General features: G+C 68.8%; 32 protein-coding genes and 1 pseudogene. 14 read left to right on the forward strand and 19 right to left on the reverse strand.

Going from position 1 to position 26,736, the window contains the following annotated elements; translation table 11 throughout:
• Positions 1–38: 38 nt before the first annotated feature.
• Positions 39–1,133, forward strand: coding sequence for a tocopherol cyclase family protein (locus A5767_RS18410; RefSeq protein ID WP_064852882.1), 1,095 nt, complete (start codon positions 39–41; stop codon positions 1,131–1,133).
• Between the two features lie 15 nt (positions 1,134–1,148).
• On the opposite strand, the gene A5767_RS18415 is transcribed toward A5767_RS18410, so the two are convergent.
• On the reverse strand, positions 1,149–2,474 hold the full coding sequence (locus A5767_RS18415) for an ROK family transcriptional regulator (protein WP_064852883.1): 1,326 nt from the start codon (positions 2,472–2,474) through the stop codon (positions 1,149–1,151).
• 282 nt (positions 2,475–2,756) lie between these two features.
• Positions 2,757–3,434, reverse strand: coding sequence for a TetR/AcrR family transcriptional regulator (locus A5767_RS18420; RefSeq protein ID WP_033096125.1), 678 nt, complete (start codon positions 3,432–3,434; stop codon positions 2,757–2,759).
• An 83-nt stretch (positions 3,435–3,517) separates the two neighbouring features.
• Here A5767_RS18420 and A5767_RS18425 point away from each other — a divergent pair, with 83 nt between their 5' ends.
• On the forward strand, positions 3,518–4,267 hold the full coding sequence (locus A5767_RS18425) for an SDR family NAD(P)-dependent oxidoreductase (RefSeq protein WP_006552368.1): 750 nt from the start codon (positions 3,518–3,520) through the stop codon (positions 4,265–4,267).
• Between the two features lie 143 nt (positions 4,268–4,410).
• Here A5767_RS18425 and A5767_RS18430 read toward each other — a convergent pair whose 3' ends face one another.
• A complete protein-coding gene (locus A5767_RS18430; protein WP_082937742.1) occupies positions 4,411–5,505 on the reverse strand; it encodes a UDP-N-acetylmuramate dehydrogenase in 1,095 nt (364 codons plus the stop codon).
• Positions 5,506–5,528: 23 nt separating this feature from the next.
• On the opposite strand from A5767_RS18430, the gene A5767_RS18435 reads away from it, so the two are divergent.
• The 3 genes from A5767_RS18435 (at position 5,529) to A5767_RS18445 (ending at position 7,427) form a co-directional block, all read left to right on the forward strand.
• Positions 5,529–6,038 carry a DUF2505 domain-containing protein gene (locus tag A5767_RS18435; RefSeq protein ID WP_006552370.1) on the forward strand — a complete coding sequence of 170 codons (510 nt, stop codon included), beginning with the start codon at positions 5,529–5,531 and terminating at the stop codon, positions 6,036–6,038.
• Between the two features lie 75 nt (positions 6,039–6,113).
• Complete coding sequence (locus A5767_RS18440; protein ID WP_064852884.1) at positions 6,114–6,614, forward strand: DUF2505 domain-containing protein; 501 nt, start codon at positions 6,114–6,116, stop codon at positions 6,612–6,614.
• Positions 6,615–6,617: 3 nt separating this feature from the next.
• Positions 6,618–7,427 (forward strand): methylase, encoded by an 810-nt coding sequence (locus A5767_RS18445; RefSeq protein ID WP_019291178.1) that lies wholly within the window; start codon positions 6,618–6,620, stop codon positions 7,425–7,427.
• 35 nt (positions 7,428–7,462) lie between these two features.
• On the opposite strand, the gene A5767_RS18450 is transcribed toward A5767_RS18445, so the two are convergent.
• The gene (locus A5767_RS18450; protein ID WP_006552373.1) at positions 7,463–8,080 is read right to left on the reverse strand and encodes a type IV toxin-antitoxin system AbiEi family antitoxin domain-containing protein; all 618 of its coding nucleotides are present in this window, start codon (positions 8,078–8,080) and stop codon (positions 7,463–7,465) included.
• A 104-nt stretch (positions 8,081–8,184) separates the two neighbouring features.
• On the opposite strand from A5767_RS18450, the gene A5767_RS18455 reads away from it, so the two are divergent.
• Positions 8,185–8,937 carry an LmeA family phospholipid-binding protein gene (locus A5767_RS18455; protein ID WP_064852885.1) on the forward strand — a complete coding sequence of 251 codons (753 nt, stop codon included), beginning with the start codon at positions 8,185–8,187 and terminating at the stop codon, positions 8,935–8,937.
• A gap of 38 nt (positions 8,938–8,975) precedes the next feature.
• Here the strand turns inward: A5767_RS18455 and deoC are convergent, their stop codons facing one another.
• Positions 8,976–9,641, reverse strand: a complete 666-nt coding sequence (deoC, locus tag A5767_RS18460; protein ID WP_019291175.1) for a deoxyribose-phosphate aldolase — start codon at positions 9,639–9,641, stop codon at positions 8,976–8,978.
• 194 nt (positions 9,642–9,835) lie between these two features.
• Between deoC and A5767_RS18465 the strand changes: the two are divergent.
• The 3 genes and pseudogenes from A5767_RS18465 to purU all read left to right on the forward strand — a co-directional run bounded on the left by A5767_RS18465 (position 9,836) and on the right by purU (position 12,198).
• A pseudogene (locus A5767_RS18465) lies at positions 9,836–10,368 on the forward strand (GNAT family N-acetyltransferase).
• Entirely contained in the window at positions 10,365–11,234 is an 870-nt protein-coding gene (locus tag A5767_RS18470; protein WP_064852886.1) for a class I SAM-dependent methyltransferase, read from the forward strand. Before A5767_RS18465 ends, A5767_RS18470 begins: the two are co-directional and overlap by 4 nt.
• A gap of 76 nt (positions 11,235–11,310) precedes the next feature.
• Positions 11,311–12,198 (forward strand): formyltetrahydrofolate deformylase, encoded by an 888-nt coding sequence (gene purU, locus A5767_RS18475; RefSeq protein ID WP_006552379.1) that lies wholly within the window; start codon positions 11,311–11,313, stop codon positions 12,196–12,198.
• A gap of 95 nt (positions 12,199–12,293) precedes the next feature.
• Here the strand turns inward: purU and A5767_RS18480 are convergent, their stop codons facing one another.
• From A5767_RS18480 to A5767_RS18505, 6 genes are all read right to left on the reverse strand, one after another.
• On the reverse strand, positions 12,294–13,331 hold the full coding sequence (locus tag A5767_RS18480; protein WP_064061803.1) for an alpha/beta fold hydrolase: 1,038 nt from the start codon (positions 13,329–13,331) through the stop codon (positions 12,294–12,296).
• A 40-nt stretch (positions 13,332–13,371) separates the two neighbouring features.
• The gene (locus A5767_RS18485) at positions 13,372–14,295 is read right to left on the reverse strand and encodes an AurF N-oxygenase family protein (RefSeq protein ID WP_006552381.1); all 924 of its coding nucleotides are present in this window, start codon (positions 14,293–14,295) and stop codon (positions 13,372–13,374) included.
• Positions 14,296–14,384: 89 nt separating this feature from the next.
• Entirely contained in the window at positions 14,385–14,675 is a 291-nt protein-coding gene (locus tag A5767_RS18490; RefSeq protein ID WP_024101750.1) for a DUF2516 family protein, read from the reverse strand.
• A 64-nt stretch (positions 14,676–14,739) separates the two neighbouring features.
• Positions 14,740–15,654: a hypothetical protein gene (locus A5767_RS18495; protein WP_006552383.1), complete on the reverse strand. Its 915-nt coding sequence runs from the start codon at positions 15,652–15,654 to the stop codon at positions 14,740–14,742.
• Positions 15,651–16,127 (reverse strand): helix-turn-helix domain-containing protein, encoded by a 477-nt coding sequence (locus A5767_RS18500; RefSeq protein ID WP_006552384.1) that lies wholly within the window; start codon positions 16,125–16,127, stop codon positions 15,651–15,653. Before A5767_RS18500 ends, A5767_RS18495 begins: the two co-directional genes overlap by 4 nt.
• Before the next feature lie 61 nt (positions 16,128–16,188).
• A complete protein-coding gene (locus A5767_RS18505) occupies positions 16,189–17,400 on the reverse strand; it encodes a DUF445 domain-containing protein (protein ID WP_259443923.1) in 1,212 nt (403 codons plus the stop codon).
• A 156-nt stretch (positions 17,401–17,556) separates the two neighbouring features.
• Between A5767_RS18505 and A5767_RS18510 the strand changes: the two genes are divergently transcribed.
• The 3 genes from A5767_RS18510 (at position 17,557) to A5767_RS18520 (ending at position 19,665) form a co-directional block, all read left to right on the forward strand.
• Positions 17,557–18,300 (forward strand): TetR/AcrR family transcriptional regulator, encoded by a 744-nt coding sequence (locus tag A5767_RS18510; RefSeq protein WP_039585416.1) that lies wholly within the window; start codon positions 17,557–17,559, stop codon positions 18,298–18,300.
• Positions 18,301–18,344: 44 nt separating this feature from the next.
• Positions 18,345–18,698, forward strand: a complete 354-nt coding sequence (locus A5767_RS18515) for a DUF4873 domain-containing protein (protein ID WP_064852887.1) — start codon at positions 18,345–18,347, stop codon at positions 18,696–18,698.
• Positions 18,699–18,807: 109 nt separating this feature from the next.
• The gene (locus A5767_RS18520; protein WP_019291166.1) at positions 18,808–19,665 is read left to right on the forward strand and encodes a polyphosphate kinase 2 family protein; all 858 of its coding nucleotides are present in this window, start codon (positions 18,808–18,810) and stop codon (positions 19,663–19,665) included.
• A gap of 101 nt (positions 19,666–19,766) precedes the next feature.
• On the opposite strand, the gene A5767_RS18525 is transcribed toward A5767_RS18520, so the two are convergent.
• The 4 genes from A5767_RS18525 to A5767_RS18540 all read right to left on the reverse strand — a co-directional run bounded on the left by A5767_RS18525 (position 19,767) and on the right by A5767_RS18540 (position 22,568).
• Complete coding sequence (locus tag A5767_RS18525; protein ID WP_006552390.1) at positions 19,767–19,988, reverse strand: hypothetical protein; 222 nt, start codon at positions 19,986–19,988, stop codon at positions 19,767–19,769.
• A gap of 63 nt (positions 19,989–20,051) precedes the next feature.
• Positions 20,052–20,615, reverse strand: coding sequence for a dihydrofolate reductase family protein (locus tag A5767_RS18530; RefSeq protein WP_019291165.1), 564 nt, complete (start codon positions 20,613–20,615; stop codon positions 20,052–20,054).
• Positions 20,612–21,643 (reverse strand): helix-turn-helix domain-containing protein, encoded by a 1,032-nt coding sequence (locus A5767_RS18535; protein ID WP_064852888.1) that lies wholly within the window; start codon positions 21,641–21,643, stop codon positions 20,612–20,614. The genes A5767_RS18530 and A5767_RS18535 overlap by 4 nt, the downstream gene beginning before the upstream one ends.
• 67 nt (positions 21,644–21,710) lie before the next feature.
• Positions 21,711–22,568 carry an SDR family oxidoreductase gene (locus tag A5767_RS18540; protein ID WP_024101755.1) on the reverse strand — a complete coding sequence of 286 codons (858 nt, stop codon included), beginning with the start codon at positions 22,566–22,568 and terminating at the stop codon, positions 21,711–21,713.
• Between the two features lie 151 nt (positions 22,569–22,719).
• Here A5767_RS18540 and A5767_RS18545 point away from each other — a divergent pair, with 151 nt between their 5' ends.
• The gene (locus A5767_RS18545) at positions 22,720–23,739 is read left to right on the forward strand and encodes an iron-containing redox enzyme family protein (RefSeq protein ID WP_082937741.1); all 1,020 of its coding nucleotides are present in this window, start codon (positions 22,720–22,722) and stop codon (positions 23,737–23,739) included.
• 78 nt (positions 23,740–23,817) lie between these two features.
• Here the strand turns inward: A5767_RS18545 and A5767_RS18550 are convergent, their stop codons facing one another.
• The 3 genes from A5767_RS18550 to A5767_RS18560 all read right to left on the reverse strand — a co-directional run bounded on the left by A5767_RS18550 (position 23,818) and on the right by A5767_RS18560 (position 25,894).
• Complete coding sequence (locus A5767_RS18550; RefSeq protein WP_006552395.1) at positions 23,818–24,090, reverse strand: hypothetical protein; 273 nt, start codon at positions 24,088–24,090, stop codon at positions 23,818–23,820.
• A gap of 126 nt (positions 24,091–24,216) precedes the next feature.
• Positions 24,217–25,323: an NAD-dependent epimerase/dehydratase family protein gene (locus A5767_RS18555; protein ID WP_064852890.1), complete on the reverse strand. Its 1,107-nt coding sequence runs from the start codon at positions 25,321–25,323 to the stop codon at positions 24,217–24,219.
• A 25-nt stretch (positions 25,324–25,348) separates the two neighbouring features.
• A complete protein-coding gene (locus A5767_RS18560) occupies positions 25,349–25,894 on the reverse strand; it encodes a Dps family protein (protein WP_006552397.1) in 546 nt (181 codons plus the stop codon).
• Positions 25,895–26,111: 217 nt separating this feature from the next.
• Between A5767_RS18560 and A5767_RS23440 the strand changes: the two genes are divergently transcribed.
• Positions 26,112–26,267 (forward strand): DUF6131 family protein, encoded by a 156-nt coding sequence (locus A5767_RS23440; protein WP_006552398.1) that lies wholly within the window; start codon positions 26,112–26,114, stop codon positions 26,265–26,267.
• Positions 26,268–26,478: 211 nt separating this feature from the next.
• On the opposite strand, the gene A5767_RS18565 is transcribed toward A5767_RS23440, so the two are convergent.
• Positions 26,479–26,733, reverse strand: a complete 255-nt coding sequence (locus tag A5767_RS18565) for a CDGSH iron-sulfur domain-containing protein (protein WP_019291160.1) — start codon at positions 26,731–26,733, stop codon at positions 26,479–26,481.
• Positions 26,734–26,736: the final 3 nt, after the last annotated feature.

Genomic DNA, 26,736 nt, shown 5'->3' on the forward strand with positions numbered 1-26,736 from the left:
GGGGAACGGACAGGACGGATCTACGGAACGGAGCGGGCATGGCGGTGCACGAACGACACGGGCGGCTCTCACCGAAGGAACTCTCACCGAGGAATCTGTGGACCCGCTACCGCGCGTCGGGAGCGGATCTGCCCTTCGGGAATCCTCTCGCCGCGCACGGCGTCGCGATGGAGGGTTACTTCTGGCGCTTCACCCAGCCCGGAACCGGCCGCGTCGTCATCGCCCTGTGCGGGGTCAACCGTGCGGACGACTCGGGAGGGCCCGGCTCGCACTGGGCGACGCTCGGCCTGGCCGCCCATCCCGGGGGTTTCCTGCGCACCGCCGCGCATCCGGTGGCCGCTGCCGATCCCGATCGGCTCGGCGCGTCGGCCGGCGACGTCTTCTGTGGCGACAGCGAACGCGTGTGGATGGATCTCGGCGACGACGCCCGTCTCGACATCCGGTTGTCGGATCTGCGGCCCTGGCCGCGACGCCGCTTCGGCGCGTCGAGCGTCTTCCATTCCGTCCCCGGCCTCAACCAGTACTGGCATTCCTGGCTGCTCGGCGGCCGGGTGGAAGGGCACGCGATCCTCGGCGACGAGAAGTGGGATCTGACCGGAGCCCAGGTCTACGGCGAGAAGAACTGGGGTAAGGGCGGTTTCCCCGAGTCGTGGTGGTGGGGGCAGGCGCAGGGATTCGCCGACCCGCAGGCGTGTGTGGCGTTCGCCGGCGGGCAGGTGCATTCGGGTCCGCTGCGCACGGAGGTCACGGCGGTCGTCGTCGCACTAGCCGACGGGCGCATCGTGCGACTGGGCAATCCCGTCACATCCCCCGTCCGGGCGACGGTCACCGACGAGAGCTGGCACCTGCGCGGCCGCAATGCCCGCTGGAGCGTGGAGATCTCGGGAAGCTCACCCCTCGGAGCGGCGCACGTCCTTCCGGTCCCCCTGCCCGCGGAACGACGGAACGTCGCCGGTTCGATCGAACATCTCGGCGGTCGCATGACCGTGACGGTCCACGAACGCGGGAAACTGGTGTGGGCCGACGAATCGCACTCGGCCGCACTCGAACACGGCGGGCTGGACCGGGCCCGGGCGGAACTCGACCGGCGGGGCGCCGCTGCGGACGCGACGGACGCCCCACCGAGCGTGTGAATCCGACGGGATCACTCAGAGTTCGGTGCGCTTCATCGCCGCGATCGGATCCGAGAACAATGAGCTGAGCGAGACGACACCCGCGGCGTGGGCCTGCACCCGGTTGCCGAAGCCGGTGATGCGGATGTCCTTGCGCGGCAGGATGGTCGACGCGGCGAACGCGCGGGCGACGTGCGGAACCGCGGCCGGGTACTCGGTGAAGGCCTGTCCGCCGAGAATCACACGGTCGGGATTGAACAGGTCGCGCAGCATTCCGACGGTGCGGCCGAGCACGGTGGCCCGCTCGACGAACAGACCGTGGGCGGCCTCGGAACCGTCCCGCGCGAGGCGGTAGAGCGACTGAATGGTGTTGTCGCCGTCGGCGAGGATGCCCTCGGCCACCGCGCGCTGCACGACCGCCCGATCGCTCACCGTCGCTTCGAGGCAACCCGTGCCACCGCACGAGCACCGGGCCGACGAACCGGTGGGGAAATGCGTCACCGAACCCGGACCGCCGGCAGGGGTGTGCACCTTGCCCTCGAAAGTGATTGCCACACCGGCCGTCTCACGAACGTAGAAGTACAGGCCGGTGCCCTTGGCCTCGGGGGCGTCGCGATCGGGGGTGAGGAGCAGTTCGGAGGCGGCCATCGCCTCGACGTGCGCGGCCACCGAGACCGGAAGCCCCATACCGCCACCGACGATCGCGCCGACCCGGGCGTCGACCCAGCCGAGTCGCGGGTGCGTGACGACGGCGGTGTTCGAGTCCACCCGCCCGCCGAGTGCGACGCCGACCCACAACGGGGCGCGGCGGTGCCACCGCCCGACGAAGGCCTTGGCGCTCGCGGTGATCGACGCGAGCGCGGCGTCCTGGTCGCCGGTCGGCGTGGGGACCTCGACGGCGCCGATGATGCGACCGCGCAGGTCGCTGGCGACGATGCCGGTGGTGACGGCACCGATGTGAATGCCGACCGTCAGGTACCGCTCGTGGTCGACCTCGACGGGAACACGCGGCCGGCCGACCGCGCCGGGTTCGGTCAGGTCGGCGCGCTCACGCAGCAGACCTGCCGAGAGCAGGGCCGACACCTGACGATTGACGGTGGCGATGCTCGCACCGGTGACCTTGGCGATCACGTCGCGCGAGACGGGGCCGCGGTTGGCGGCGACACGGAAGACCGACGCCCCGGTGCCGTCGGCGATACGCAGGTCCGGCGGAACGATCCTGACGGGGCTCGACACACGGGAGGTGCGGGGACGGACGACCGTCGCACGCGTGGATCCACGGACGGCGGAACCGGCGGCGCGACGGGGCGCGGACGACCGCGAGGGAAGGGAAACGGACGGCGAGAGAGTGGGAACCGACACGGCGCTGATCCTTGGCTGCTGATCCGGACGTGATGACCGGAGAACGGGCGGGAGACGATCGACGCACCGAGACCCCGACGTGGAGAACATGATCGGAGACGGACCCGCACAACGAGGGCGGGATCGGTGCGGAGTTACTTTCCGCAGCAGCGACAACAGAGTTCGCGCGCCAGAGGCAGCCGTGATCCCAGCGCGGCGGTCACATAGGTGACCCGCGGTGCGGAGGCGTGGCCGACTGACATGTCGCTCAAACTATCGCCCGAACCGCGTCGTGTCCAATCCTCACCGATCCGGTGGGAAATCTTCCTGCACGTCCCCGCGTGCGTGCGCGGTCTCCGCCGACACCGGGGCGAGCAACAACGCCTCCCATGCGTCGACGAGCGCGGCGAGTTCTGCCGTGGTGGGTGATTCGCCTGCACGGTGACACCGCGCCAGCGCACCGACGGTGCCGGAGTAGACCAGCCGCAGACGCTGCCCGGCGATATCGTCGGGCAACGGCCCGAGCAGGGTCCGTAGCGCGGTGTCGGACCGGCGGCCGCTCTCGGTTCCCGTCGGTCCGGTGACGCGGAAGCACTCGGCGAACCGGTCGTGGTTCGACAGCCGGTCGAGGAAGGCGACGTAGTGGTTGTTGCGGCCGAGCGTGCCGGCCAGGGGGCGGATGATCACCCACAGCAGGTCGCGGACCGAGAGGGTCTCCCGCGTCCGCAGCATCTCGGCGAGGAGCGCTTCCCGCTGGGAGTTCAGGGCGGGCAACCGGTGGGAGAAGACCGCCTCGAGCAACCCCTCCTTGGTGCCGAAGTAGTAACCGACCACGGACGAGTTGTGCTGTCCGGCGGCCTTGCGGATGTCGGCGAGGGTGACCCCGTCGTATCCACTGCGGGCGAAGAGCCGCTCAGCGGCTTCGACGAGCCGGATCCGGGTCTGTTCGCCCGAACTGTATCGACCGCGGGTGGTGGTCATACGCCGCAGGGTAGCCGCACGGAAAGGACTTCGCAGGCCGGGACGTGCGGCGGCATCCGGTGCCCGACACTACGATTGCCCCCATGAGCATCTCTCCCGATTCCCGCGTCGCCGTCGTCACCGGAGCCTCCTCCGGAATCGGCGAGGCGACCGCCCGCACGCTCGCCGCACAGGGCTTCCACGTCGTGGTGGGCGCACGCCGCCTCGACCGCCTGCAGAAGCTCGCCGACGAGATCGGCGGTACCGCGCTCGAGCTCGACGTCACCGACGAGGATTCGGTCGACGCTTTCACCACGGTGCTGCCGCGGGTCGACGTGCTGGTCAACAACGCCGGTGGCGCCAAGGGACTCGCACCGGTGGCCGAGGCCGTCGAGGACGACTGGCGCTGGATGTGGGAGACCAACGTCATCGGCACCATGCGCATCACCAAGGCGCTGATCCCCAAGCTCATCGCCTCGGGCGACGGCCTGATCGTCACCATCACCTCGGTCGCGGCCTTCGAGGCCTACGACAACGGCGCCGGCTACACCTCGGCGAAGCACGCGCAGGCCGTGCTGCACCGCACGCTGCGCGGCGAACTGCTCGGACAGCCCGTCCGCCTCACCGAAGTCGCGCCGGGCGCGGTCGAGACCGAGTTCTCGCTGGTGCGCTTCGAGGGCGACAAGGATCGGGCCGACAAGGTGTACGAGGGCATCACCCCGCTCGTCGCCCAGGACATCGCCGACATCATCGGCTTCGTCGCGTCGCGGCCGTCGCATGTCAACCTCGACCAGATCATCGTCAAGCCGCGCGACCAGGCCAATGCCGGCCGGTTCCACCGCGTCACCGACTGACCCACCGCGGTGGTGGGCGCGGCGAGGCGGTCGCGCCCACCCCCGTCGGTACTGTCACGGTCACCGTGGGTGGGCGGGAGCTGGTCTTCGATCCCGCCACCGCCTTCGGGGTGTTCGACCGGGGACGACGGGCGGGCCGTCCGTCAGATCACGCAGTTCACGGTGACGGGTTCGGGATGCAGACGGACCCCGAAGGCGTCCTCGACGCCGTCGCGCACCGTCCGCGCCAGCGCCACGAGGTCCGCGGCCGATGCCGCTCCCCTGTTGGTGAGCGCCAGCGTGTGCTTCGTCGACAACCGCGCCGGTGCGTCGGCGCTGGGGAAACCCTTCACGAAACCGGCCCGCTCGATGAGCCATCCGGCCGACAGTTTGGTGCCGCCGTCCGCGGGGAACTGCGGGATGCGCACGTCCTCCCCCACCTTCGCCGCGATGGCCGCGAGCACCTGCGGCAGGCGGTCGTCGGGGACGACGGGATTCGTGAAGAACGATCCGGCGCTCCAGGTGTCATGGTCGTCGGCGTCGAGCACCATGCCCTTGCTGCGGCGCAACGCGAGCACGTGCTGGCGTACCTGCGCCGCCGGCCGGCGCTCGCCCTCCTCCGCACCCAGCGCGACAGCGAGCTCCCGGTATGCGAGGGGTGCGGACGAACCGTCGCTCCGCACGTCCAGTTCCACCTCGAGGACGACCGCTGCGTCGGTGTGCTTGAGGATGCTGGTCCGGTAGCCGAGACCGAGTGCCTCGGGGCCGGCCCACGAGTCCTGGCCGGTGGCGCGGTCGAACAGGCGGACGCGACGCAGGATCGAGCCCACCTCGACGCCGTACGCGCCGACGTTCTGCACCGGCGTCGCTCCCGTGGAGCCGGGGATGCCCGACAGGCATTCGAGGCCGCCGAGGCCGGCCTCCACGGTGGCCGCGACGACGGCGTCCCATTCGGCTCCCGCGTCCACCCGGACGTGGTCGTCGCGGAGGTCGACACCGGTGGTCGCGACACGCACCACCACGCCGTCGAAGCCGTCGTCGCCGATCACGAGGTTGGAGCCACCCGCGAGGAGCAGCAGCTGCACTTCCTGCTCGTCGAGCAGGCGCACGACCTCGATCAACGACGCGGTGGACGTGCATTCGACGAGATACCGGGCGGGGCCACCGAGCCGGAGGGTCGTGAATTCCGACAGCGACACCTGCTCGGACACCGTGGCTCCCGTTTCGACGAGCCGGGCCCTGGTACGTGGATCAAGCACCAGCAAACGGTAGCGTGCCCCGTATGGGCAGCCCTATCGACCACACTGCGAACTACTCGTCCCCGCCTGCTGCGGTCCACGCGGCGTTCGTCGATCCGCAGTACTGGCAGACCCGGCTGCGTGAGGTCGGTGGCCCGGGTGCGGCGGTCGAACGCGCCGACACCGGCGACGGCACGATCGAGCTCGACCTCCATCAGGCCATCCCGGCCGAACACCTGCCGAGCATGGTCACGAGCCTCCGCCCGGGCGATCTCGTCATCCGGCGTCACGAATCGTGGGGAGCGCTCGCCGACGGCCGCGCCGAGGGCAGGTTCTCGGCCCACGTCGACGGCATGCCCGGCGAGGTCACCGGTGGGATGACGCTCATCGCCGACGGCGCGGGCTCGTCCGTCGTCATCGAGGGCACCGTCGAGGTGAAGATCCCGTTCCTCGGTTCCAAGATCGAGGGGATGATCGTCGAGCAGCTCGTCGAGCTGTTCGACGCGGAGCGCACCTTCACCGAGCAGTGGTTGAACGGGGATCACTCGGCCTGATCGCACCCCCGCTGAGCTCTCCGTGGACGGTCGCGATTTCCGGGCAGGCCGTCCGGCGCGGTAACCTGGCCGGTCGTGGCACGGCGTATCGACTACTCCGCCCGCTTCCCTCATCCACCGGAGCGGGTGTACGAGGCTCTCGCCGACCCCGCCCACTGGGAAGCGCGGATGACCGAGATGCGCAAGTACTCGGAGAACCACGTCCGCGGGTTCACGGTCTCCGAATCGGGCATCGCGCTGGTGTTGCACCACGTCCTGCCGCGTTCCGACCTGCCGGAGATCGCCCGCACGGTGATCAAGAAGGACATGGTCATCACGCGCAAGGAGAACTACGGGCCGTTCACCGACGGCGCGACCGGCACCTACCAGGCGTCGATCCCCGGCGGTCCGGGTAGCCTCACGGGCACGATGGAGCTCTTCGGCGACGACCATGGCGCCACGCTCCGCACCACCTCCGAGGCCAAGGTGCACATCCCGTTCGTCGGCGGCAAACTCGAAGAACTCATCCTCACCAATCTCGTCGACGTGTTCCGCACCGAAGCGGCCATCACCGCCGACTGGCTCGCCGGTCGGTAGCGCGTGCGGAATCGAGGACCCGTCGGTGTCGTCACGCGCGGCACCACCGGCATCAACAGGCTGCGCCGCAGCGACCGCTGGGCGATGCACGACCCCCACATCATGAGGGCGTTGACGCACGCCACCGACCCGCTGGTGGTCGATCTGGGTTACGGCGCCATGCCGGTGACGACCCTCGAACTCGCCGCGCGCCTGCGTCGGGTCCGCAGCGATCTGCGCGTGGTCGGTCTCGAGATCGATCCGGACCGTGTGGTCCCGGGCCGCGACGGTGTCGAGTTCGCCCGGGGCGGCTTCGAGCTCGCGGGCCTGCGCCCGACCCTGGTCCGGGCCTTCAACGTGCTCCGGCAGTATCCGGAGGAGGCGGTCGAACCGGCGTGGGCGCACCTGCGTTCCGGTCTCGCTCCCGGCGGCCTGCTCATCGACGGCACGTGCGACGAGCTGGGCCGGCGCTGCGCCTGGGTGCTCCTCGACGAGCACGGTCCCCGTTCGCTGACCCTGGCGTGGAGCCCGTTCCACGTGGAGAGACCGTCCGACGTCGCCGAACGGCTGCCGAAGGCGCTGATCCACCGGAACGTCCCGGGCGAGCCGATCCACGCGCTGCTCCGCGCGGCCGACCGGGCGTGGGCGACGAGCGCTCCGCACGCGGCGTTCGGGCCGCGGATCCGATGGAAGGCGACGCTCGAGCTGCTGCGGGATCAGGGCTTCCCGGTGTCTCCGCCCCGCCGCCGTCTGCGTGACTGCGTGCTGACGGTGCCGTGGGACGCGGTCGCGCCCGCCGGCGCACCCGTTGCATCCGAGCTGGTCGCGGTCTGAGACCGTCTGTCCGAGTTCGTCGTCGCTCCGGTCGGTCAGCCCGCGGCGAGGAGCGCGAGCTCGATCCGGTCGGCCACTGCGGCCGGCTGGTTCGCCACGGCGGCGTGCAGCTGGTCGGAGTCGACCCGTCCGAGCGCGATTGCGTCGCCGACGAGTTCGTCGAGCACTTCCTGGGACACGCCGCCGGCCGCGAGGTCGACCGCGGTGCGGGCGGGTGTGGTGATCCGGAAGGCCCCGACGACCTCGCAGTCCTCCTCTGCCAGCGTCCGGTGATGCAGCGCGAGCCGGTTGCTCGGCACGGTGCGCTGGTCGGGTGTGGACAGGTGCAGGAAGCGGGGCTGCAGGTGGCCCATGCCGTGCAGGTCGGCGGCGCTCTGGTGCGAGACGACCGCTTCCCCCTCGTACCAGGTGCACCATTGGGCGAATTCGTCGAACTTCGTCCGTGGGCTGTCGCTGAGGCGGAACAGTTCGGTCTCGACGCGGATCCACAGTCCCGCCTCGATGCGTTCCGCGAAGTCGTGAGCTGCTATTCCGTGACCGACGGCCTGGCGTGCGGTGAAGAACCCGGCTTGTGTGGCGGCGAGGCGCCGCAGCGAGTCGTCGGCATCGGCCCGCCCGGTTGCGTCGTAACCTGAATCCGTCCACCCTGTCATGGCGCCCAGCGTAGCCGAAGAATGTGGTACACCTCACATATTTTCCTCATCCTGTGGCCGTGTGCTCAGTCGATCCTCAGCGTCGTCCGGAAGAATCGGCGACCATGACGCAACGGAAGCGCAACCGCACCGTCACGATCGCCGTCGTTCTCGTCGCGGCGCTGGTCGCAGTCCTGGTGGGCGCGGAGGTCTACGTCCGCAACCGCGCGACGGCCTGCCTCGCCCAGTCCTTCGAGAGCGAGCTCGGCACGGGAGTCGACGTCGACCTGAGCTGGAAGCCGGTGTTGCTCCAGCTGCTCGACCGGCAGGTTCCCTCGGTCGCTCTCGACAGCGACGACACCGCCTTCGGTCCGGCCCAGCAGATGCAGGTGCACGCCGAGGTCAACGATGTCGACCTGCGCGACTCCGCCGAGGGCGCCGGCACCATCGGCAGCTCGAGTGCCGACGTCTCGTGGCCCACCTCCGGGATCCTCGCGACCGTGCAGAGCCAGTCGGTCGGCGGCCTCGTCACCGATGTCATGGCCGACGAGAACGCGGGCACCCTGACGTTCAGGGTCGGCGGCCAGGGTCTCGCGGAGTTCACCGCGCGACCGGTGGTGAACGGCGGTGTGGTGACGGTCGAGACGACCGACGCGACGATCCTCGGCATCGGGCTCCCGACGGCCCTCGTCGACGGCGTCGTGGAGATCCTGACCTCGGGTCTGCAGCAGTACCCGCTGGGTATGCAGGCCACCGAGGTGAACGTCACCGACAGCGGTATCGATCTCCGCCTCGAGGGTGGCCGCTTCGTGCTGCCGGAGGCCCCGCAGGGACAGCAGCAGCAACAGCAGGAGGGCAGCTGCGGCCTCCTGTCGTGAGCGAGGAGGCCGGTCCGGCAGACCGTCGAGAGCTGTCGTCAGCTCTGCAGCCCGTCCAGCACCGCGCGGCTGCCGGACAGTCCGAGTCGCGTCGCTCCGGCCTCGATCATTGCGACCGCGTCCTCGGCGGTGCGGATGCCGCCGCTTGCCTTGATGCCGAGCTTGCCGCCCACCGTCTCCGCCATGAGCGCGACCGCGTGGGTGGTGGCGCCACCCGCGGGATGGAAACCGGTGGAGGTCTTCACGAAGTTCGCCCCGGCCTTCTCCGCGGCGCGGCACACCTCGACGATCGCCTCGTCGGAGAGCACCGCGGATTCGATGATGACCTTGAGGACAGGGTCGAAACCGATCGCTTCACGCACGGTGAGGATGTCGGCGAGGACGGCGTTGTAGTCGCCGGCCACCGCTGCGCCCACGTCGATCACCATGTCGATCTCGCGTGCGCCCTCGTCGACGGCGAGTCGCGCCTCGGCGCCCTTGATGAGGGAATGGTGCTTGCCGGAAGGGAAACCGACGACCGTCGCGACCGTGACCCCCTCGGCCCGCAGGGGCAGCATCGACGGCGACACGCACACCGCGTACACGCCGAGTTCGACGGCTTCGTCGACGAGGGCCCGCACGTCCTGCGAGGACGCTTCGGGCTTGAGGAGGGTGTGGTCGATCATCGACGCGACCTGCGCGCGGGTCAACGTAGTTCCGGACATGACTGCAGCTTTCCACACGGCGAGATCCGACGGCCGTGCTCAGCAGGCTTCGCCCCGTGCCGGGTAGTCGATTCCCATGGAAATCCTGGTGATCGCGCTTCTCGTCGCAGTTGTGGCCGTCGTGGTGGTCCGGAGGAACAGCAGACGGCGATAATTCGATACCGCCGCACCGCTTCGGCCACGACAATGATCGCGTGCTGATCCGTCGAGAACTCCCCGCCGACGTCCGTGCGACCGCCGACGTGCATCGGCCGCGTTCGCGCCGTTCGCCCCGGAAGGTCGCGAGCCGGTCGAGCCCGGTCTGGTCGCGTCGTTGCGGGCGAGCGACGCATGGCTGCCGCCGTTGTCGCTCGTGGCCGAGGACGCCTCGGGCGCGATCGTCGGCCAGGTCGTCGCCACCCGGGGTCACGTCGGCGCCACCCCTGCTCTGGGCCTCGGTCCACTCGGTGTCCGTCCCGATTTCCAGCGCTCCGGCGTGGGCGCCGCTCTCATGCACGCCGTGCTCGGTGCGGCGGATGCCCTGGACGAGTCGATCGTGCTCCTGCTCGGACATCCCGACTACTACCCCCGCTTCGGTTTCGTGCCCGCCGCCGAACTCGGGATCTCCCCCGACGTCGAGGAGTGGGCGTCCCACTTCCAGGCACGGGCGCTCACGGCACACGACCCCGAGCTGCGGGGCACCTTCCGGTACGCCGAGCCGTTCTACGCCCTCGAGGAGCAGGCATGAACGACGATCCCGAGAACCCCTGGGCCGATTCCGCCGAGACCGCACGCACCTTCGACGCGGCGAGCGGGGATTTCGACGAGCTGACCCCGACGGTGTGGGGACCGGCCGGGCAGGCACTGGTCTTCCAGCTCGGCGTCGCCCCCGACGAGGCGGTGCTCGACGCGTGTTGCGGAACGGGATCGTCCGCGCTTCCCGCCGCCGCCGTCGGACCCGAAGGTCTCGTCCACGGCGTCGACGTCGCCGACGAGATGCTCGAACACGGCCGCCTGACCGCGGAACGCCGCGGCCTGAAGAACATCGAATTCGTCTGTGCGGACGCCTCGCAGTGGGAGGCACCGTCGGACGTACCCGACGCCGGCTACGACGTGCTGTCGATCTCCTACGGGGTGTTCTTCCTCCCGGACATGGACCGAACCTTCTGGCGTCTGGTCTCGCTCGTGAGGCAGGGCGGACGCGCCGGCGTGACGGTCTGGCGACGCGGCGCGATGGAGGAGTTCTCGTCGATCGTGTTCGATGTCGCGTCGCGCTACTCCCCCGGGCTGCGCGAGCACGGCGTCCTGCGCGACCGCACACCCCTGCACCGGATCGACACTCCGGACACACTCGAGGCGTGGCTCGCGGACGCCGGAACCGATTCCGTGGAGGTCCGCACCCTGTCGAATCTCCTTCCGGCGACGGAGGAGTTGTGCTGGTCGCTCGTAACGGGCACCGGTTTGCGCGCGGTGCTGACCGGGCTCGACTCCGGGCAGGTGGCGTCGGTGCGGCAGCAGATCGCCGAGGAGGTCACCGCACGCGGACTGCGCACGATCGATGCGACCACTCTCGTCGCCACGGGTACGGTTCGACGTCCTCCGGTCTCGGGCTGACGACCGGAGCCAGGGTCTACCGGGAGCAGGGCCGACCGGAAGTAGGACGCCGTGTGTCACCTGAGAGAATCGGGGCATGACGCTCGCCTCATCCGCCGACGATCGACGTTACGTTCTGACCCTGGGCTGCCCGGACACCACCGGGATCGTCGCCCGCATCGCGACCTTCCTCGCGGAGGTCGGTGGTTCGATCGTCGAGGCGGCCTACCACGCCGATCAAGACACCGGTTGGTTCTTCACCCGGCAGGCCGTCCGGGCGTCGTCGATCCCGTTCGGACTCGACGAGCTGCGCGAGAAGTTCGCGAGCGTCGCCGCCGACATCGGCCCGCAGACCGAATGGACGCTCTCCGACACCGGCAAGCGCAAGCGCGTCGTGCTGCTCGTCAGCAAGGAAGGGCACTGCCTGCACGACATCCTCGGACGGGTCGCCGCAGGGGAACTCGACGCCGAGATCTGCGCGGTCATCGGCAACCATCGCGATCTCGAACCGGTCGCGCAGCGACACGGCATCACCTTCCACTACGTGTCGTTCCCGAAGGATCCCGCCGAGCGCGGACCGGCTTTCGAGCAGGTCCGCAAGCTCGTCGACGCCCACGACCCGCACGCGGTGGTCCTCGCCCGGTTCATGCAGGTGCTCCCGGAGGAACTGTGCGAGCACTGGGCCGGCCGCGCGATCAACATCCACCACAGTTTCCTGCCGTCGTTCATCGGCGCACGGCCCTACCACCAGGCCTTCACGCGCGGCGTGAAGCTCATCGGCGCGACCTGCCACTACGTCACCGCCGAACTCGACGCGGGCCCGATCATCGAGCAGGACGTCATCCGCGTCAGTCACAGCGACAGCGTCAGCGACATGGTCCGTCAGGGCCGCGACGTCGAGAAGCTGGTCCTCTCGCGCGGTCTGCGCTGGCACCTCGAGGATCGGGTGCTGGTGCACGACAGTAAGACCGTCGTCTTCCGGTAGATCCCCCGAGCCGAAACCGGTCCACCCGCGAGCGGATGGACCGGTCTTTCGTGCGTGGGTGATCGGTTCAGCCGACGTGCGTGCGAGTGATCGGCTCAGCCGACGGGCACACCGGCTCGTTCGACAAGGTGCGCGAGCTCCTCGTCGAACCGGTCGATCGCTTCGACCGAGCTCATGTGGCCGATGCCGTCGAGCACCACGAAACGTTCGAGGTTGCCCGCACGGTCGAGTTCCTCGGCGAGACGCCGGGCGTGGACAGGCGGGGTGAGACGGTCGGCGGTGCCGACCAGCACCGTCGTCGGCACGGTGAGATTGCGCAGACCCTCACGGATGTCGAGGGCACTCAGTGCCCTGCCCCAGCCGCCCCGCGTGCGCGGCGGGCAGCCGAGCACGATCTTCTCGCAGAACTGCACCTCGGCGGCGCTCGCACCGGGCGACAGGGCCACGTAGCGCAGGGCCCGCGTCGTCACCGGGGACGCCGCCAACGGGACGGTCGCACCCATGAGCCGGCTCGCGACGGGCACCGGCACCCGCGGGAAGCGTTGCGGCAGCGGCACGATCGCCGAGTCCGCGACCAGCCGGTCGGTGCCGGTGCTCGCGAGCAGCACGCCTGCGACCGTGCGGCCGACGTTCTCCGGGTACTTCTCGGCCCACGCGATGATGCTCATCCCGCCCATGCTGTGACCTGTGAGCACGGCCTTCGAACCGGGCCGGACCACAGCGTCGAGGACCGTCTGGAGATCGTCGGCGAGCACGTCTGCTCCCAGCGTCCGCGCCCCGGCCTCGCTGTCGCCGTGCCCGCGCTGGTCGTAGACCACCACCCGGTAGTTCTCCGCGAAGGCGTTGATCTGCGGGGTCCAGTACGCGGCGTTGCACGTCCAGCCGTGGCAGAACACCAGCACGGGAGCGTCCGCGTCGCCGTAGGCGAGCACGTTGAGCCGGGCACCGTCGTCGGCGCGGACGTCGAGGATCTCGGGTTCGAGTTCCGGTTCGCGCAGCAGCTCGTGCGGGGCGACGTCCTCGGTACGGACGACCGTCCGACGACGCCGGCGGACGAGCACGGCGGTGGTCGCCGCGGCAGCGAGGACGATCGAGCCCGCGGCGATCGACGCGGTCGGGGACGGCTTTCTCACGGGTGGAATTCTCCTGTCGGTTCGGTGGAGCAGCGCGACGTCACAGGACGTGCGCGCGACGCAGAAGCAGAGTGGACGGACCGCCGATCAGTCCCACCTCGTCGAGGAACTCGACCGTGCGGCGAGTGCCCTGACGGAGCTTGTCGTGGTAGTGCCTGTTCTCCTGTGCGGCCTTCTTCGCTTCGGCGACGTCGAGTCCGGCCGCGGCGTAGACCTGGTCGTTCACGAGGCTGGTGACGACGAAGTACGCGCTCACCCCGAGGTGGATCCGGATCCATGCCCGCTCGAGACGTCCGAGCCGGGCCGAGCGCCTGCGTGTCTCCTCGCGGGCGTAGCGGATGTGCCGCGACTCCTCCACGACGTGGACGTGACTCACCGTCCGGGTGATGGGCTGCACCCGCTCGTCGCGCATGAAATCGCGCTGCATCATGTCGAGGATCTCCTCGGCGAACAGGGTGCCGCCGTAGGCGAGGGCGCCGCGCGCGACGGCCTTGAACAGCCGGCCGGTCTCGCGGATCCAACGCTTGGGCCGGTAGGAGGGGATGCCGTATCGCTGCGCCGACCGCGCGAACATGATCGAGTGCCGGCATTCGTCGGCGATCTCGGTGAGCCCGAACTGCACGTAGGGGGTTGCCGGATCGTGCCGGTAGAGATCGCGGACGAGCATCTGCATGAGGATCATCTCGAACCAGATCCCGGTGCCGGCGATGCTCGCGGCCTCGTGCTCGGTGAGGGTGATGCGCTGGTCCTCCGACATGCGTTCCCACAGGTCGGTGCCGTAGAGACTGCACCACTCCGGGGTCATGCCGTACTTGCCGTCCACGAGCGGCGCGTCCCAGTCGATCTCGAGCTCGGGATCGTAGGAGAGCCGCGCCGACGAATCGAGCAGGCGTTGCGCGGTCTCCTGCCGGTGATCCGTGGAGTGTTCACCCGGCAGGCTGTCGTGCTTTCGCAGGAGCGTCATCGCCGATCACCTCGTCTCGGAAAATTATCCGTTACCCGAAGTGTCATTATCTGGATCACACTTGTCAAGCGAAAGGGAGGCCCGACCCCCTACCACCGAGGGCGCTGGACCTCCTCGACCCGCGGACGGACGTCCACGAGATACACGCACACGGCGACGACCGCGATGATCCCGAGCAGACCCACCGCGCCGAAGACGACGAGGACGAGCAACGCGGCCACGAGGATGCCGAGCCAGACGGGCTTGGTCAGCTTGTCGACGGCCGGAAACGCCTCGGCGGGCTGACGCACGACGTGGAACAGCGCGAATCCCGCCCCGGCGATGGCGATGATCTGCAGCGCGAGGATGATCAGACCGGCAAGTGAATCGACATTGGTCACCACACCAGTCTACGAGAATCGGCCCTCGTGCGAGTTCGCACGAGGGCCGATCGATCACTGCAGGTCAGGAACCGCTGGTCTTGCGCGGAGCCGCCTTCTTGGCAGGGGTCTTCTTCGCCGGGGTCTTGGCGGCGGTCTTGGCCGGAGCCTTGGCGGCGGGCGTCTTGGCAATCGTCTTGGCCGGGGCCTTCGCCGGAGTCTTGGCGGGAGTCTTCTTGGCCGGAGCCTTGGCCGGGGTGACCTCGACCGGCTCGACCGGGGTGGCCACCGACTCGACCTTCTCCGCAGCCTTGTCGGCCGCTTCGCGGACCTCGCCGCGGGCCGACTCGACCCGTCCGGCGGTCTCGGAGCCCGTCTCTTCGGCACGCTCACCGAGCTCGACGACGCGCTCGGCGGCCTTGTCGCCGGCGTCGGACACGGCCTCGCTCACCTCGTCGCTCGTCTCGGAGATGCGGCCGGCCGCGCGACCCGCGAGCTTAGCGGCCTGCTCGCCGACCTCGCGGGTCCGGCGGGCCACCGTCCCGAGGGCTTCCTCGGTGAGGTCGGCGGCGTCGCCGAGCACGGCTTCGGCGCGACCGAGGCCGTCCTCGAGGGCCGGCTGGGAGCGCAGACGCTCGATGGTCTCCTCACCGCGCTCGGCGAGTGCGGTGTAGAGGTCGGAGGCGACCTTCAGGTACGCCTCGGCGACCTTGCGCAGCTCCTCGGTGCTGAAGCGCTCGCGCAGCTCCGCGATCTCCTCGGGCAGCTCGGCCGGGAGTTCGGCGAGACGCTCGCGGAGGGACTCGACGGTCTCGGTGAGATCGGCGGGCAGGGTCGCGAAGCGGTCGCGGGCGGTCTCGACTCGCTCGGCCACCTCGGTGCGGTTGGTCTCCGCACGTCGGCGCGCCTGGGCCACGAGGTCGGCGACGGCCTGGACGACGGCGTCGCCGGCACCGACCGCGGCGTAGAGGGAGGTACGGATGTTGGTGGGATCGGTCATGGAGTTTTCTCCTCGTCGAAGTCTGTCGGATGGTCGGGCCGGGCCTCGCCGGTGTTCTGCTGGTTCTCTCGGCAGAACGAGTCGTAGATGTCGAGCAGGACCTGCTTCTGCCGCTCGGTGAGAACGGTGTCGACGAGCACCGCGTCGCGCACGGCGCTCTCCGCTCGATGCTCGAGGATCCCCGCTCGCACGTAGAGAACCTCGGCCGAGAGCCGCAACCCCTTGGCGATCTGGGCGAGCACTTCCGCGGACGGCTTGCGCAGGCCCCGTTCGATCTGGCTCAGGTACGGGTTGCTGACACCGGCCAGTTGCGACAACTGGCGGAGCGACACCTGTGCAGCCTCGCGCTGCGACCGAATGAAGGCACCGATGTCCTGGGCGGCGTTGTTGACCACCCGAACGGCGATATCCCCCGGTCCGGCGCTGTCGTCCGGCGTGTCCGAGCCCTCGATCGGATCTGGTTCCGTGGACACACCGACCAGTCTACGGACAAGTGCTAGCTACAGCAAGCACCTTGCTAGCACGTGACCGTCGTCACGCGAACAGCAACTCCGAGACCGTGTAGATCGTCAACCCGGCGAGTGAGCCGACCACCGTGCCGTTGATGCGAATGAACTGCAGGTCGCGACCCACGGCGAGTTCGATCTTGCGGCTGGCCTCCTCGGCGTCCCAGCGCTCGACCGTCTCGCGGATGACGGAGGTGATCTCGTCGGCGTAGTTGGACGCGACGAAACGCACCGCGTCGAGCAACCAGCCGTCGATCTTGGTGCGCAGCTCGGCGTCCTCACGCACCCGGATGCCGAACGCCATGACGTTCTCCGCGATCTTCGTGCGCAGGGTGCTGTTCGGGTCGTCCACCGAGTCGAGGATCATCCGCTTGGCCGTCCGCCAGGTCGCCGCGGCGAGCCCGGTGATCTCGTCGCGGCCCATGATCTCGGCCTTGACCTTCTCCGCCTTGGCGATGGTCACGGGATCGCTTTGCAGGTCGCGGGCGTAGTCGGCGAGGAACTTGTTGACCGCGAGCCGCACCTCGTGGTCGGGATTCGACCGCACCTTCCACGTGAACTCCACGAGTTCGCGGTGGATCTTCTCGCCGAGCAGCAGGTCGACGAACTTCGGCGACCACGACGGCGAGTCGCGGCTGATCACGCGGTCGATGGTCTCCTGGCTCCCGAGCGCCCACTGGTGCGCGCGTTCGGCGAGCATGTCGACGAGCGGCAGGTGGCGGTTCTCGGCGAGGAGTTCGGTGAGGACACGCCCGATGGGCGGTCCCCATTCCGGTTCGGCGATCCGCTTGACGATGGTGTGGTCGATGATCTGCTGGATGTCGTCCTCGCGCAGGATTCCGACCACGCCGCGCAGGACCGTCGACGTCTCCTTGGCCACACGCTGGGCGTTCTCGGGTTCGGCGAGCCAGGTACCGACCCGCAGCGGGATCTGCGCCGACTCGACCTTGGCCGACACCACCTCGGGTGCGAGGAAGTTGTTTCCGACGAACGAGCTCAGGTTGGCGCCGAGCTGGTCCTTCTTCCGCTTGATGATCGCCGTGTGCGGGATGGGTATCCGTAGTGGGTGCCGGAACAGGGCGGTCACGGCGAACCAGTCGGCGAGCGCGCCGACCATGCCGGCCTCGGAAGCCGCGCGCACGTAACCCACCCATGCGCCGGCGCCGCGGGTTTCCTGCCAGCGGCAGAAGAGATAGATGATCGCGGCGGCGACGAGGAAGCCGGTCGCGACCGCCTTCATACGGCGGAGTTCTCGGCGTTTGATCTCGTCGTCGGTCGTCAGGAGCTGCACCCGATCGATTGTGCCGAAAGTCGGCACTCGGCGGACGGATCGCCCTCGAGTTCTGAAGGACGGGGGGCCGGATCGTAGACTGAGCCGACGATCGAAACCGAACGGATGTGCCACACAGTGTCCAGCAGACCGCAGACGACTTCGACCACGACCTCGAGCGAGGCCGCCCCGCCCGTGAAGCAGGACGGCCGCAAACGGCGCTGGCACGAGCACAAGATCGCCCGCCGGGAAGAGCTCGTGGACGGCACCATCAACGCGATCCGCTCCCGCGGCCACGAGATCGGCATGGACGAGATCGCCGCCGAGATCGGCGTGTCGAAGACGGTGCTCTACCGCTACTTCACCGACAAGAGCGACCTGACGACCGCGACGATGCTGCGGTACGTCGAGACGGTCCTCGCTCCCCGGATCTACGCGGCGGTCGCGGAGGATCTCGATGAGTACGAGCTCACCCGGGAGGCGATCACCGCCTACGTCGAGACCGTCGCCGACGATCCCGAGGTCTATCTGTACGTGATGAGCAACAGCGCGTCGGCGGGGCGCGACGTGGTGGCCGATTCGGAGCGGATGATCGCCGAGCTCGTCGCTACCGTCCTCGGGGAACGGCTGCGGCTGCTCGAGATGGATTCGGGTGGTGCCGTGCCGTGGGCGTACGGAATCGTCGGCGGCATCCAGCTCGCGACGCACTGGTGGATCTCGAACAAGTCGATGACCGCCGAGGACCTGATCGATTATCTGACGATGATGATCTGGGGCGGCATGAAGGGCATCGCCGGAGTCGCCGGATCTCCGGTGCGCTTCAAGTCGCAACCGCATCCACTCCTGCCGGAGTCGTCGACCACTCCCTGATCGACACCCTTACTGTTACTCGAAGTTGCATGTATAGTGCGGACATGAGCGACCACGCCGACGACCTGCACGACGAGGACGATCCCGGCTACCGCGGTCCCGCCGAGGTCACCGTGGGCAACCGCACGGTCGCCGTCGACGTCGAGATCTCCGGACGGTTCGACCCCCTGCTCGGCCGGCACGTGTGGCGCGGCCGGCTCCGCAGGCTCGCCGAGACCCTCGGAGCAGACGCCTCGCCCGCCCCCGGCACCACCGTGACGATTACGGTGCCCGACGCCCCCGAGACCGCGACCGCCCGCATCTCGGAGGTCGACCTGTGGGGCAGCCACATGGTCGACGGCACCTCGCGACCGCCCTACCCTCTGCCAACCGAGACCGACGGTGTCGATCCCGCCTGATCACGACTGCGTGTGGCACACCCCCGATGACCACTGCGTGTGGCACACGCCCGATGACCACTGCGTGTGGCACACGCCCGATGACGCCTGCGTGTGACACGCTGGCGGGATGACGAAGGACGACGTCTTCCGGCCCGCATCGATCGTCGAAGCCCTCCGGGCGACGCCCGAGACCCGCGTCGCCGACATCGACACGAACGGCACCCCGGGATTCGACGGCGACAAGGCACTCGGCGAACGTCTGTTCGCCGAACGTGGTGCCATCCTCTCCGATCTGCAGGAGATGCTGTTCGCCGAGGGGCGGACCGGCGGCACCCGCTCGGTGCTGCTGATCCTGCAGGGCATGGACACCGCCGGGAAGGGCGGCATGGTGCGTCACGTCGTCGGCCAAATCGACCCGCAGGGCGTCGACCATAAAGCCTTCGGGGTGCCGACGGAGGAGGAGAAACGGCACCACTTCCTGTGGCGGATCGCGAAGGCCCTCCCCCGCAACGGTCAGCTCGGCGTCTTCGACCGGTCGCACTACGAGGATGTGCTGGTCGCGCGGGTGAGATCACTGGTGCCGGAGAATGTCTGGCGCGGACGCTACGACGAGATCAACCGGTTCGAGAGCGAAGTCGTCCGGGAGGGCACGACCATCGTGAAGGTCGCGATGTTCGTCTCGTTGGACGAGCAGAAGAAGCGCCTCGCCGAGCGCCTCGAGCGCCGCGACAAGCACTGGAAGTACGACCCGAGCGATGTCTCGGAGCGCGCCCTGTGGCCGCAGTACCAGCAGGCCTATCAGGACGTGCTGGATCGGACCAGCACCGACGAGGCGCCCTGGTACGTCGTACCGTGCGACCGCAAGTGGTACAGCCGCCTCGCGGTGACGGAACTGCTCATCGACGCGTTCGAACGTCTCGACCTCGATTGGCCGGAGCCGACTTTCGACATCGAAACGGAGAAGCGCCGACTCGCAGAGTCGTGATGTCACAGACTCGCAGAGTCGTGATGTCACAGACTCGCAGAGTCGTGATGTCGTGTGAGTGATGCGAGTCGGCTTTCACCGACTCGCGTCAGGTATCACCCTCAGAACAGATGCGGGGTGTCGTAGTGCCGTCTGTGGTCTCGGCGCACGGTTCCGGCCATCATGCCGAATGCCGCGCCGAGTGCGACGACAGCGCCGAGCGCCGCGACGAGCGCCCAGCCCGAGAATCCGTACCCCGCGGCGACGATCGTCAGGGCGATCATCAGGATCGAGGCGAGTGCGAGCGCATAGGCGCTCCAGGCTACGAACAGATTGAGTTTCACGACCGGCCTCCTCGGACGAGGTGTGTCCCTCTCGATGCCGACGGTACCTGCACGTGACTCGCATCACAACCGACCGGTGGATTCCTTCAGCACCTCGTAGCGGAGGACGGCGAACTCGCCGCTCTGCCCGAGCTCGGTGAGGCGCATCTCCACGTGTAGCGGGAGCAACGGACGGCCGGAACCGATGGTCACCGGCGCGAAGGAGACGACGAGCTCGTCGAGCAGACCGCGCTCGGCGAACTGTCCGGCGAGATCACCGCCGCCCACCATCCACAGGTCGCGGCCGTTCGCGGCCTCGGCCATCTCGTCGTAGACCTGACGGACGTCCTTCTGCGTGAAGCGGATGTCGCCGGGTTCGTCGCCTGCCCGGGCGACGGGCAGGTCGTCGTGATGCGTGAACACCCAGCAGGGCAGGTCGTACTCCCACTTGTCCTCGCCTGCATGGTCGAGCACCCAGCGGTAGGTGGACGATCCCATGACGATGGCGCCGATACCGGCGATGAACTTCTCGTAGTCGAACGGCCCGCCGTCACCGGACTCCCGGGTGAGCAACCAGTCGAGCGAATGGTCCTCGGTGGCGAGGAAGCCGTCCAGTGTGCTTGCGGTGTAGTAGATCATCCGGGTCATGAGCTGCTCCTGTTCCAGTCGAGTGGATCTCCGTGATCGACGTCGAGCCCGACCGCCCGCATCATGTGCCGCGCGAGTTGACGGCGGTGTGCGGCGAAGGTGAGGACGTGGGCGACCACTCCCCCGAGGACGAAGCTCTCGGGAGGGTCGCACAGGGCGTCGATGAGCACGTCGCCCCAGGCGCCGCGGCGATGGATGTCGCGGATCGTCTCCACCCAGCGCGGAGCAACTTCCTCGAAACGCACTGTCAGAGAGTCGATCCCGTTGTCAGAATCCTCGGGGTGGTCAGCGCCGGCCATCGCGGCCAACCACATCTCCTTGGCACGTACCAGGTTGCCGAGCACACGTGAGACGGATTCCTCCGGACCGTCCCATTCGAGGACCACCAGTCCGGGGAACCTGATCCGGTCGCGCTCGTCGTCGTCGAGCTCGGTGGCGCGCGCGAGGAGATAGCGGGTGTCCGCGAGGTCGTGCTGCACCATCTGCGCGAGGACCTCGGCGGCCGGGTAGTCGGGCGCGGTGGACCGCCCTCCGTCCTCCTCGACCCAGAGATTGGTGGGCGGATGGAAATGTACGCCGTTGGGGGCGGGCAACCAGTGATCGACGGGCGCGGGCGCCCAGTGGTCGACGGGTGCGGGCGCCCCGGGGTCGACGGGCGCAGGCGCCCAGTGGTCGACGGGCGCAGGCGCCCCGGGATCCCTACGGCCGGTGCCGAGCACCCGGGCGGCCTCGCTGGGCGGATATCCGTAGGCACGGACGAAGGCCCGGGCGAACCCTTCGACGCTGTCGTAGCCGGCGGCGAACGCCGCATCGGTGACCGAACTGCCGTGACGCAGTTGCCAGGCGGCACGCTCGAGCATCACCCGGCGCCGCAACGCCACCGGCGACTCGCCGGTGCCCACCGCGAAGGTGCGGCTGAAGTGCCACTGCGACGCGTAGGCGTGCTGCGCCATCCGTTCGAGGGTTGCGTTGTTCTCGTCGAGAACGGCGTCGAGCAGTTCCCGCAGTCGGTCACGGCCGAAGGTCATGCGTTCAGTGTCGCGCGCAGACCCCGGCCGCCGCCCGACCGTTCTTGCTCTCTACCGGCTCACCCGGTCAGCCCGGCATGGTCTCGCCGCCGAGCGGGGCGAGTACCTCACCGCTGTAGTACGACGACATCGTCTCCGATGCGAAGAAGACGTAGGACGGGGCGATCTCGTCGGGCTGCGCGGCGCGGCCGAAAGGGGCCTGTTGCCCGAACTCGGAGACCTTCTCCGCGTCCATCGTCGCCGGGATCAACGGTGTCCACACCGGTCCGGGCGCCACGCAGTTCACGCGGATCTGCCTGTCCTGCAGTGCCTGTGCGAGCGAGTAGGTCAGGGCGATCACCGCGCCCTTGGTCGCCGAGTAGTCGATGAGCGTCTTGTTGCCGCGCAGACCGTTGACCGACGCGGTGTTGATGACGGAACCGCCCGGCGTCAGATGCGGCAGGGCCGCCTTCGTCACGTGGAAGAAGCTGTCGATGTTCACGGCGAAGGTGTGGCGCCACTGCTCCTCGCTCAACTCGGCGAAATCGTCGACGGGCTGCTGGGTGCCGGCATTGTTGACGAGGATGTCGAGGCCGCCGAGTTGCTCGACCGTCTCGGCCACCACCGCCCGGCAGTGCTGCGCGTCGCCGAGGTCGCCCGCGATCACGTGGCATGTGCGGCCCTCGCGTCGCACCAGGTCTGCGGTGTGTTCGGCGTCGCGGTGTTCCTCGAGGTACGCGATCGCGACGTCGGCACCCTCCTTCGCGAAGGCGACGGCGACCGCCCGTCCGATGCCGGAGTCGCCGCCCGTGACGAGGGCCTTGCGGCCGGACAGCAACCCGCGGCCGACGTAATCGCGCATCTCGTCGGCGGGGCGCTCGGCCATCTCGTCGGTCTCACCGGGATAGTCGATGGTGTGTGGTTCTCGTTCGCGGTCCTCGCTCATGGCCGCCGGATACCCACAGGCTGCATCGATATTCACGCCCGTTTCCCCGGTCCGCACCGACCGACGGGTCGTTTCTGCACCGACCGACGGGTCGTTTCTGCACCGACCGACGGGTCGTTTCTGCACTGCTCCGAGAGGGTAACCCCGGCGTATGGCTCATGAGACCCGGATGTGCGACGTGCACGACGCTCCGCTTCCCACGCCCCGCGGACCCATCTCCGCCGAGATCGTCGAGCGACTCGGTGGCCCGGTGGACGATGCCGTGTGGGACGTCGCGACCGACGGCGCGGATGCCTACGGCGAGGACGTCCAACTCGCCCTGGCCGTTCTCTACGAGCTCCACTACCGCGGGTTCGCGAGCGTCGACCCGGCCTGGGAATGGGCACCGGGCCCGCTCGGGGTCCGGGCGCGTCTCGAGCGCATCTTCCTCGATCGGCTGCGCGCCGACGTCCCGGCTTCCGACGATCCGCAGGGTGTCCTCGAGGACCTGTGCCGCGAGCCGGACGACTCGTGGGGTGTCTCCCACGAGCTCGCCGCGAACGGCACGTGGAAGATGATGCGCGAGTTCTTCGTGCATCGCTCGATCTACCACCTCAAGGAAGCGGACCCGCACGCCCTCGCGATCCCTCGACTGTCCGGTCGCGCCAAAGCCGCGCTGGTCGCCGTCGAGTTCGACGAGTACGGCGGAGGTCGGGCCGAGCGCATGCACTCGCGGTTGTTCGCCGACCTGCTGCTCGCCGCCGGCCTGAAGGACGACTATCTGGGCTATCTCGACGTCGTTCCCGCCGTCACCCTTGCAACGGTGAACTTCATGTCGTTGTGCGGTCTGCACCGCGCATATACGCCGATGCTGGTCGGGATGTTCGCCGCGGCCGAGATCACCACCGCCCCCAGCGCCCGCCGCATGGTCGAGGCTCTCGAGCGTCTGGGCGCCGACGACGCGTGCGTCCTCTTCTACTCCGAGCACATCGAGGCCGACGCCGTCCACGAGCTCGTCCTGCGGCATGACGTGGTGGGTTACATGATCGAACAGGATCCGTCTCGGGCGCAGGACATCTCGTTCGGTGCGCAGGCCATCGAGTTCCTCGAGGGCCGGCTCGGAAGCCATCTGCTGGGCAGCTGGACCGCCGGTCACAGCTCGCTCCTCACGTCGGCGGAGGCACCGGCCTGACACTCGGGTACGAGTCAGCGAGTGGAGCCCCGGGACAGTGCGTCCCGGGGCTCCACTCGTCGGTGCCGGGGTCCCGGCTCAGTCGATCAGGCCGGGTTCGTGTGTGGGGGTGCCACCGGACCCGCGGAGGCGGCGTCGACGGAGGTTGAGCGCGGACATCACCACGCCGACGACGATGAGCACGGCGGCAGCGATGGCTCCGACGATCACCCATCCCTCGAATCCGTCGCCCGCCGCGTAGAGGACGAGAGCGACGACAGCGATCCCCGCGAGGATGCAGGCGTATCCGACCCAGCCCGAAGCTCGGGACGCAGTGGTGGGAGCGTGAGCTCGATTCGATGGTTTCGTCATGGTGGTGGATACCGCATCCGGCCCTCCACGAAACCAGCCCTCCACGAACCCGCCCTTCCCGGCCCAGCAGGGGACGACGGAGGGCGGCGGATGGCTCTGCGCAGGAGAGCGTTACGGCCGAGAGTGTTACGGCGGTATCCGCCGGCCGATGGGCCCACGTTCGACGAGCGCGGCGAGTCGTTCGCGCGCGCTGCGCGGAGAGAGGACGGGGCTGTCGGTGCCCGTCGCGCTGCGCATGCCGCGCACCGTCTCGGACCACACCTCGGGACCGTCGTACTTCGGCGACCATCCGAGTTCCTCGCGGGCCCTTCTGCAGTTGAGCATCGGGCAGGTGTAGGCGAGGTCGATCCATCCGCCCTGCACCGGTTGCAACCGTAGGCGCCAGGTCGCTTCGGCGAGCGCCGACAGACCCCATCGCGGCACCGGAATCGTCGGGCAGTCGAACGGAGCGGCGAAGTCCCGCGCTCCCACCGGGGTCGGTGCACCCAGGTTGAACGGACCGGGCACCCGTCGCTCGAGCGCTGCGACCAGCGCGTCCGCCACATCGTCGGAGTGCACGGCGGGAATCGTGAGCTTGTGATCGATCGGGATCAACGGCAGATGGTTCGTGATGCCGGCGGGCACGAACTCGGGCAGCACGTAGCGTTCGAGGCCCGAGCCGGAGACGAGCTGCCCGATGAATCCCGGGCGGAAACGGGTGAGGACGGGCACGTTCGTGCCGGACTCGAAGTCGTCGAGGAATGTCTCCGCCGCAACCTTGTCGACGCTGTAGACACAGGTGGGCACGCCTTCGCGGGCCCACGACTCGTCGACCTCCCGACGGTAGGCGCCCTCGGAGTACACGGCGGCGGAGGACATGTGGATCACGTGCGCGACACCGGCGTCGGCGGCGGCCGTCATGACGGCGCGGGTGCCGTCCACCGCCACCCGCCGGAGATAGTCGCGACGGTGCGAGGGCTGGAATCCCCAGGCCAGGTGCACAACGGCGTCGGCCTCCGCGAAGATCGGAGTCAGGACCCGGGCGGCGTCGGGAGCCCCGAGGTCCACGGCGCACCACTTCGCCGCCGCATACGGATCGCGCGCCGGGGGAATCCGGCGCGCGATCGCGACGATATCGAGTTGTGCGGGGTGAGCGGCCAGCCTGCGCAGGAGCGCCGTGCCGACATTTCCGCTCGCTCCGGTGACGACGATGCGTCGTGGCAGACCGGTTCGGGGTGTGGAAGCCATCGGCATCGTCGGTATCGTCCGAATGTCCCGGTCAGCGGGCCGATTCCGCTGCGTCCTTCTCCGTCTGCGCATCGGCGTTCGGGAGAATACCGGCAGCGTTCTCGAGGTGGGCGCGGACGAACCACTGGAACTTCTCCAGCTGGCCGGTCTGGCCGATCAGGACGTCCTCGGTGATCGGGTCGAGCTTGCCGACCTCGTCGATCGCCTTGCGGTTGTCGGTGATGATGCCGTCGTAGACGAGGTCCAGCGCAGCGAGGTGCGCCTGCGCGGTGTCGCGGCCGACCGAGTAGTCGTCCCACGTGCGGTTCTTCTCGATGGCGCCCGGCGTGCCCTTGGGCGACGCACCGAGCGCGGCGATCCGCTCGGCGACCTCGTCCGCGTATCCGCGCACGAGCTCGACCTGCGGGTCGATCATCTCGTGGACGCCGATGAAGTTCGGACCGACGACGTTCCAGTGGATGTGCTTCAGCGTGAGGTGCAGGTCGTTGTAGGCACTCAGGCGCTCCTGGAGAATCTTCGCGGTGCGCGAGCCGTCGGCATCGCTCAGACCGGGAACCGTATAGCTCGAGTTCGACATATCTTCCTCCGGAATGCTCTCGGGTGTGTCGGAAGGCGAATACCCGAGGCACGGTGGAATCCAAACATCCGGGCGCACCGGACGTCCCGTGACCTGCGTCGAATGAATTTGTCCGGATCAGGCGAGTCACAAACGTTTGGAAACGGACCAACCCGGTTATTCGATCGCCGGGCACCGAGGCTTCCAGGTTTCGGTCATGACATCTGAGGTGGCGACAATGATCATTCTGGGTCTGATTCTGTTGGTGGTGGGGTTCTTCACCGGTATCTCGATCCTCACCACACTCGGAGTGATACTTCTGGTGATCGGCGTGATCCTTGCGATCTTGGGCGCGACGGGCCGGGCGATCGGCGGACGCGCGCACTGGTACTGACCCCCTGTCGATCGTCCGTGCCGGAAGGAGACGTCCGGCACGAGGCAGAACTGCGGATCCCGGGTGCTCACGGCACCCGGGATTCGTCGTTTCCGGACCCTTACGACCCCGCCCCGATACGACAGGCCGACCGGCGGCCCGGGATCCCGGAACGACGTCCGGGCCGGCCCCTGTGCAGGGACCGGCCCGGACCGGAAGGTTAGTTCGATGCCTAGGTGTCGGTGCGCGCCGCCGCCTTCGGCGTACGGAGTGCGCGATGGCTGGTGTCGCAGAGGGGGTACAGCGCGCTGCGGTGACACCGGCACACGGCCACCACGAAACGGTCCGAGACCGTCTCGGCGCCGTCGTCCTCGACGATCCGCACCGGGCCCTCGACGAGGGTGGGACCGCCCCTCACCTGCCGCACGACCCGCGCTTCGCACTCTCCGTCGGCGGTGAGCTGCGTGATCTTCGGTGCCTTGCTCACGTT

The organism is Rhodococcus sp. 852002-51564_SCH6189132-a, assembly GCF_001665495.1.
GTDB lineage: Bacteria > Actinomycetota > Actinomycetes > Mycobacteriales > Mycobacteriaceae > Rhodococcus > Rhodococcus pyridinivorans.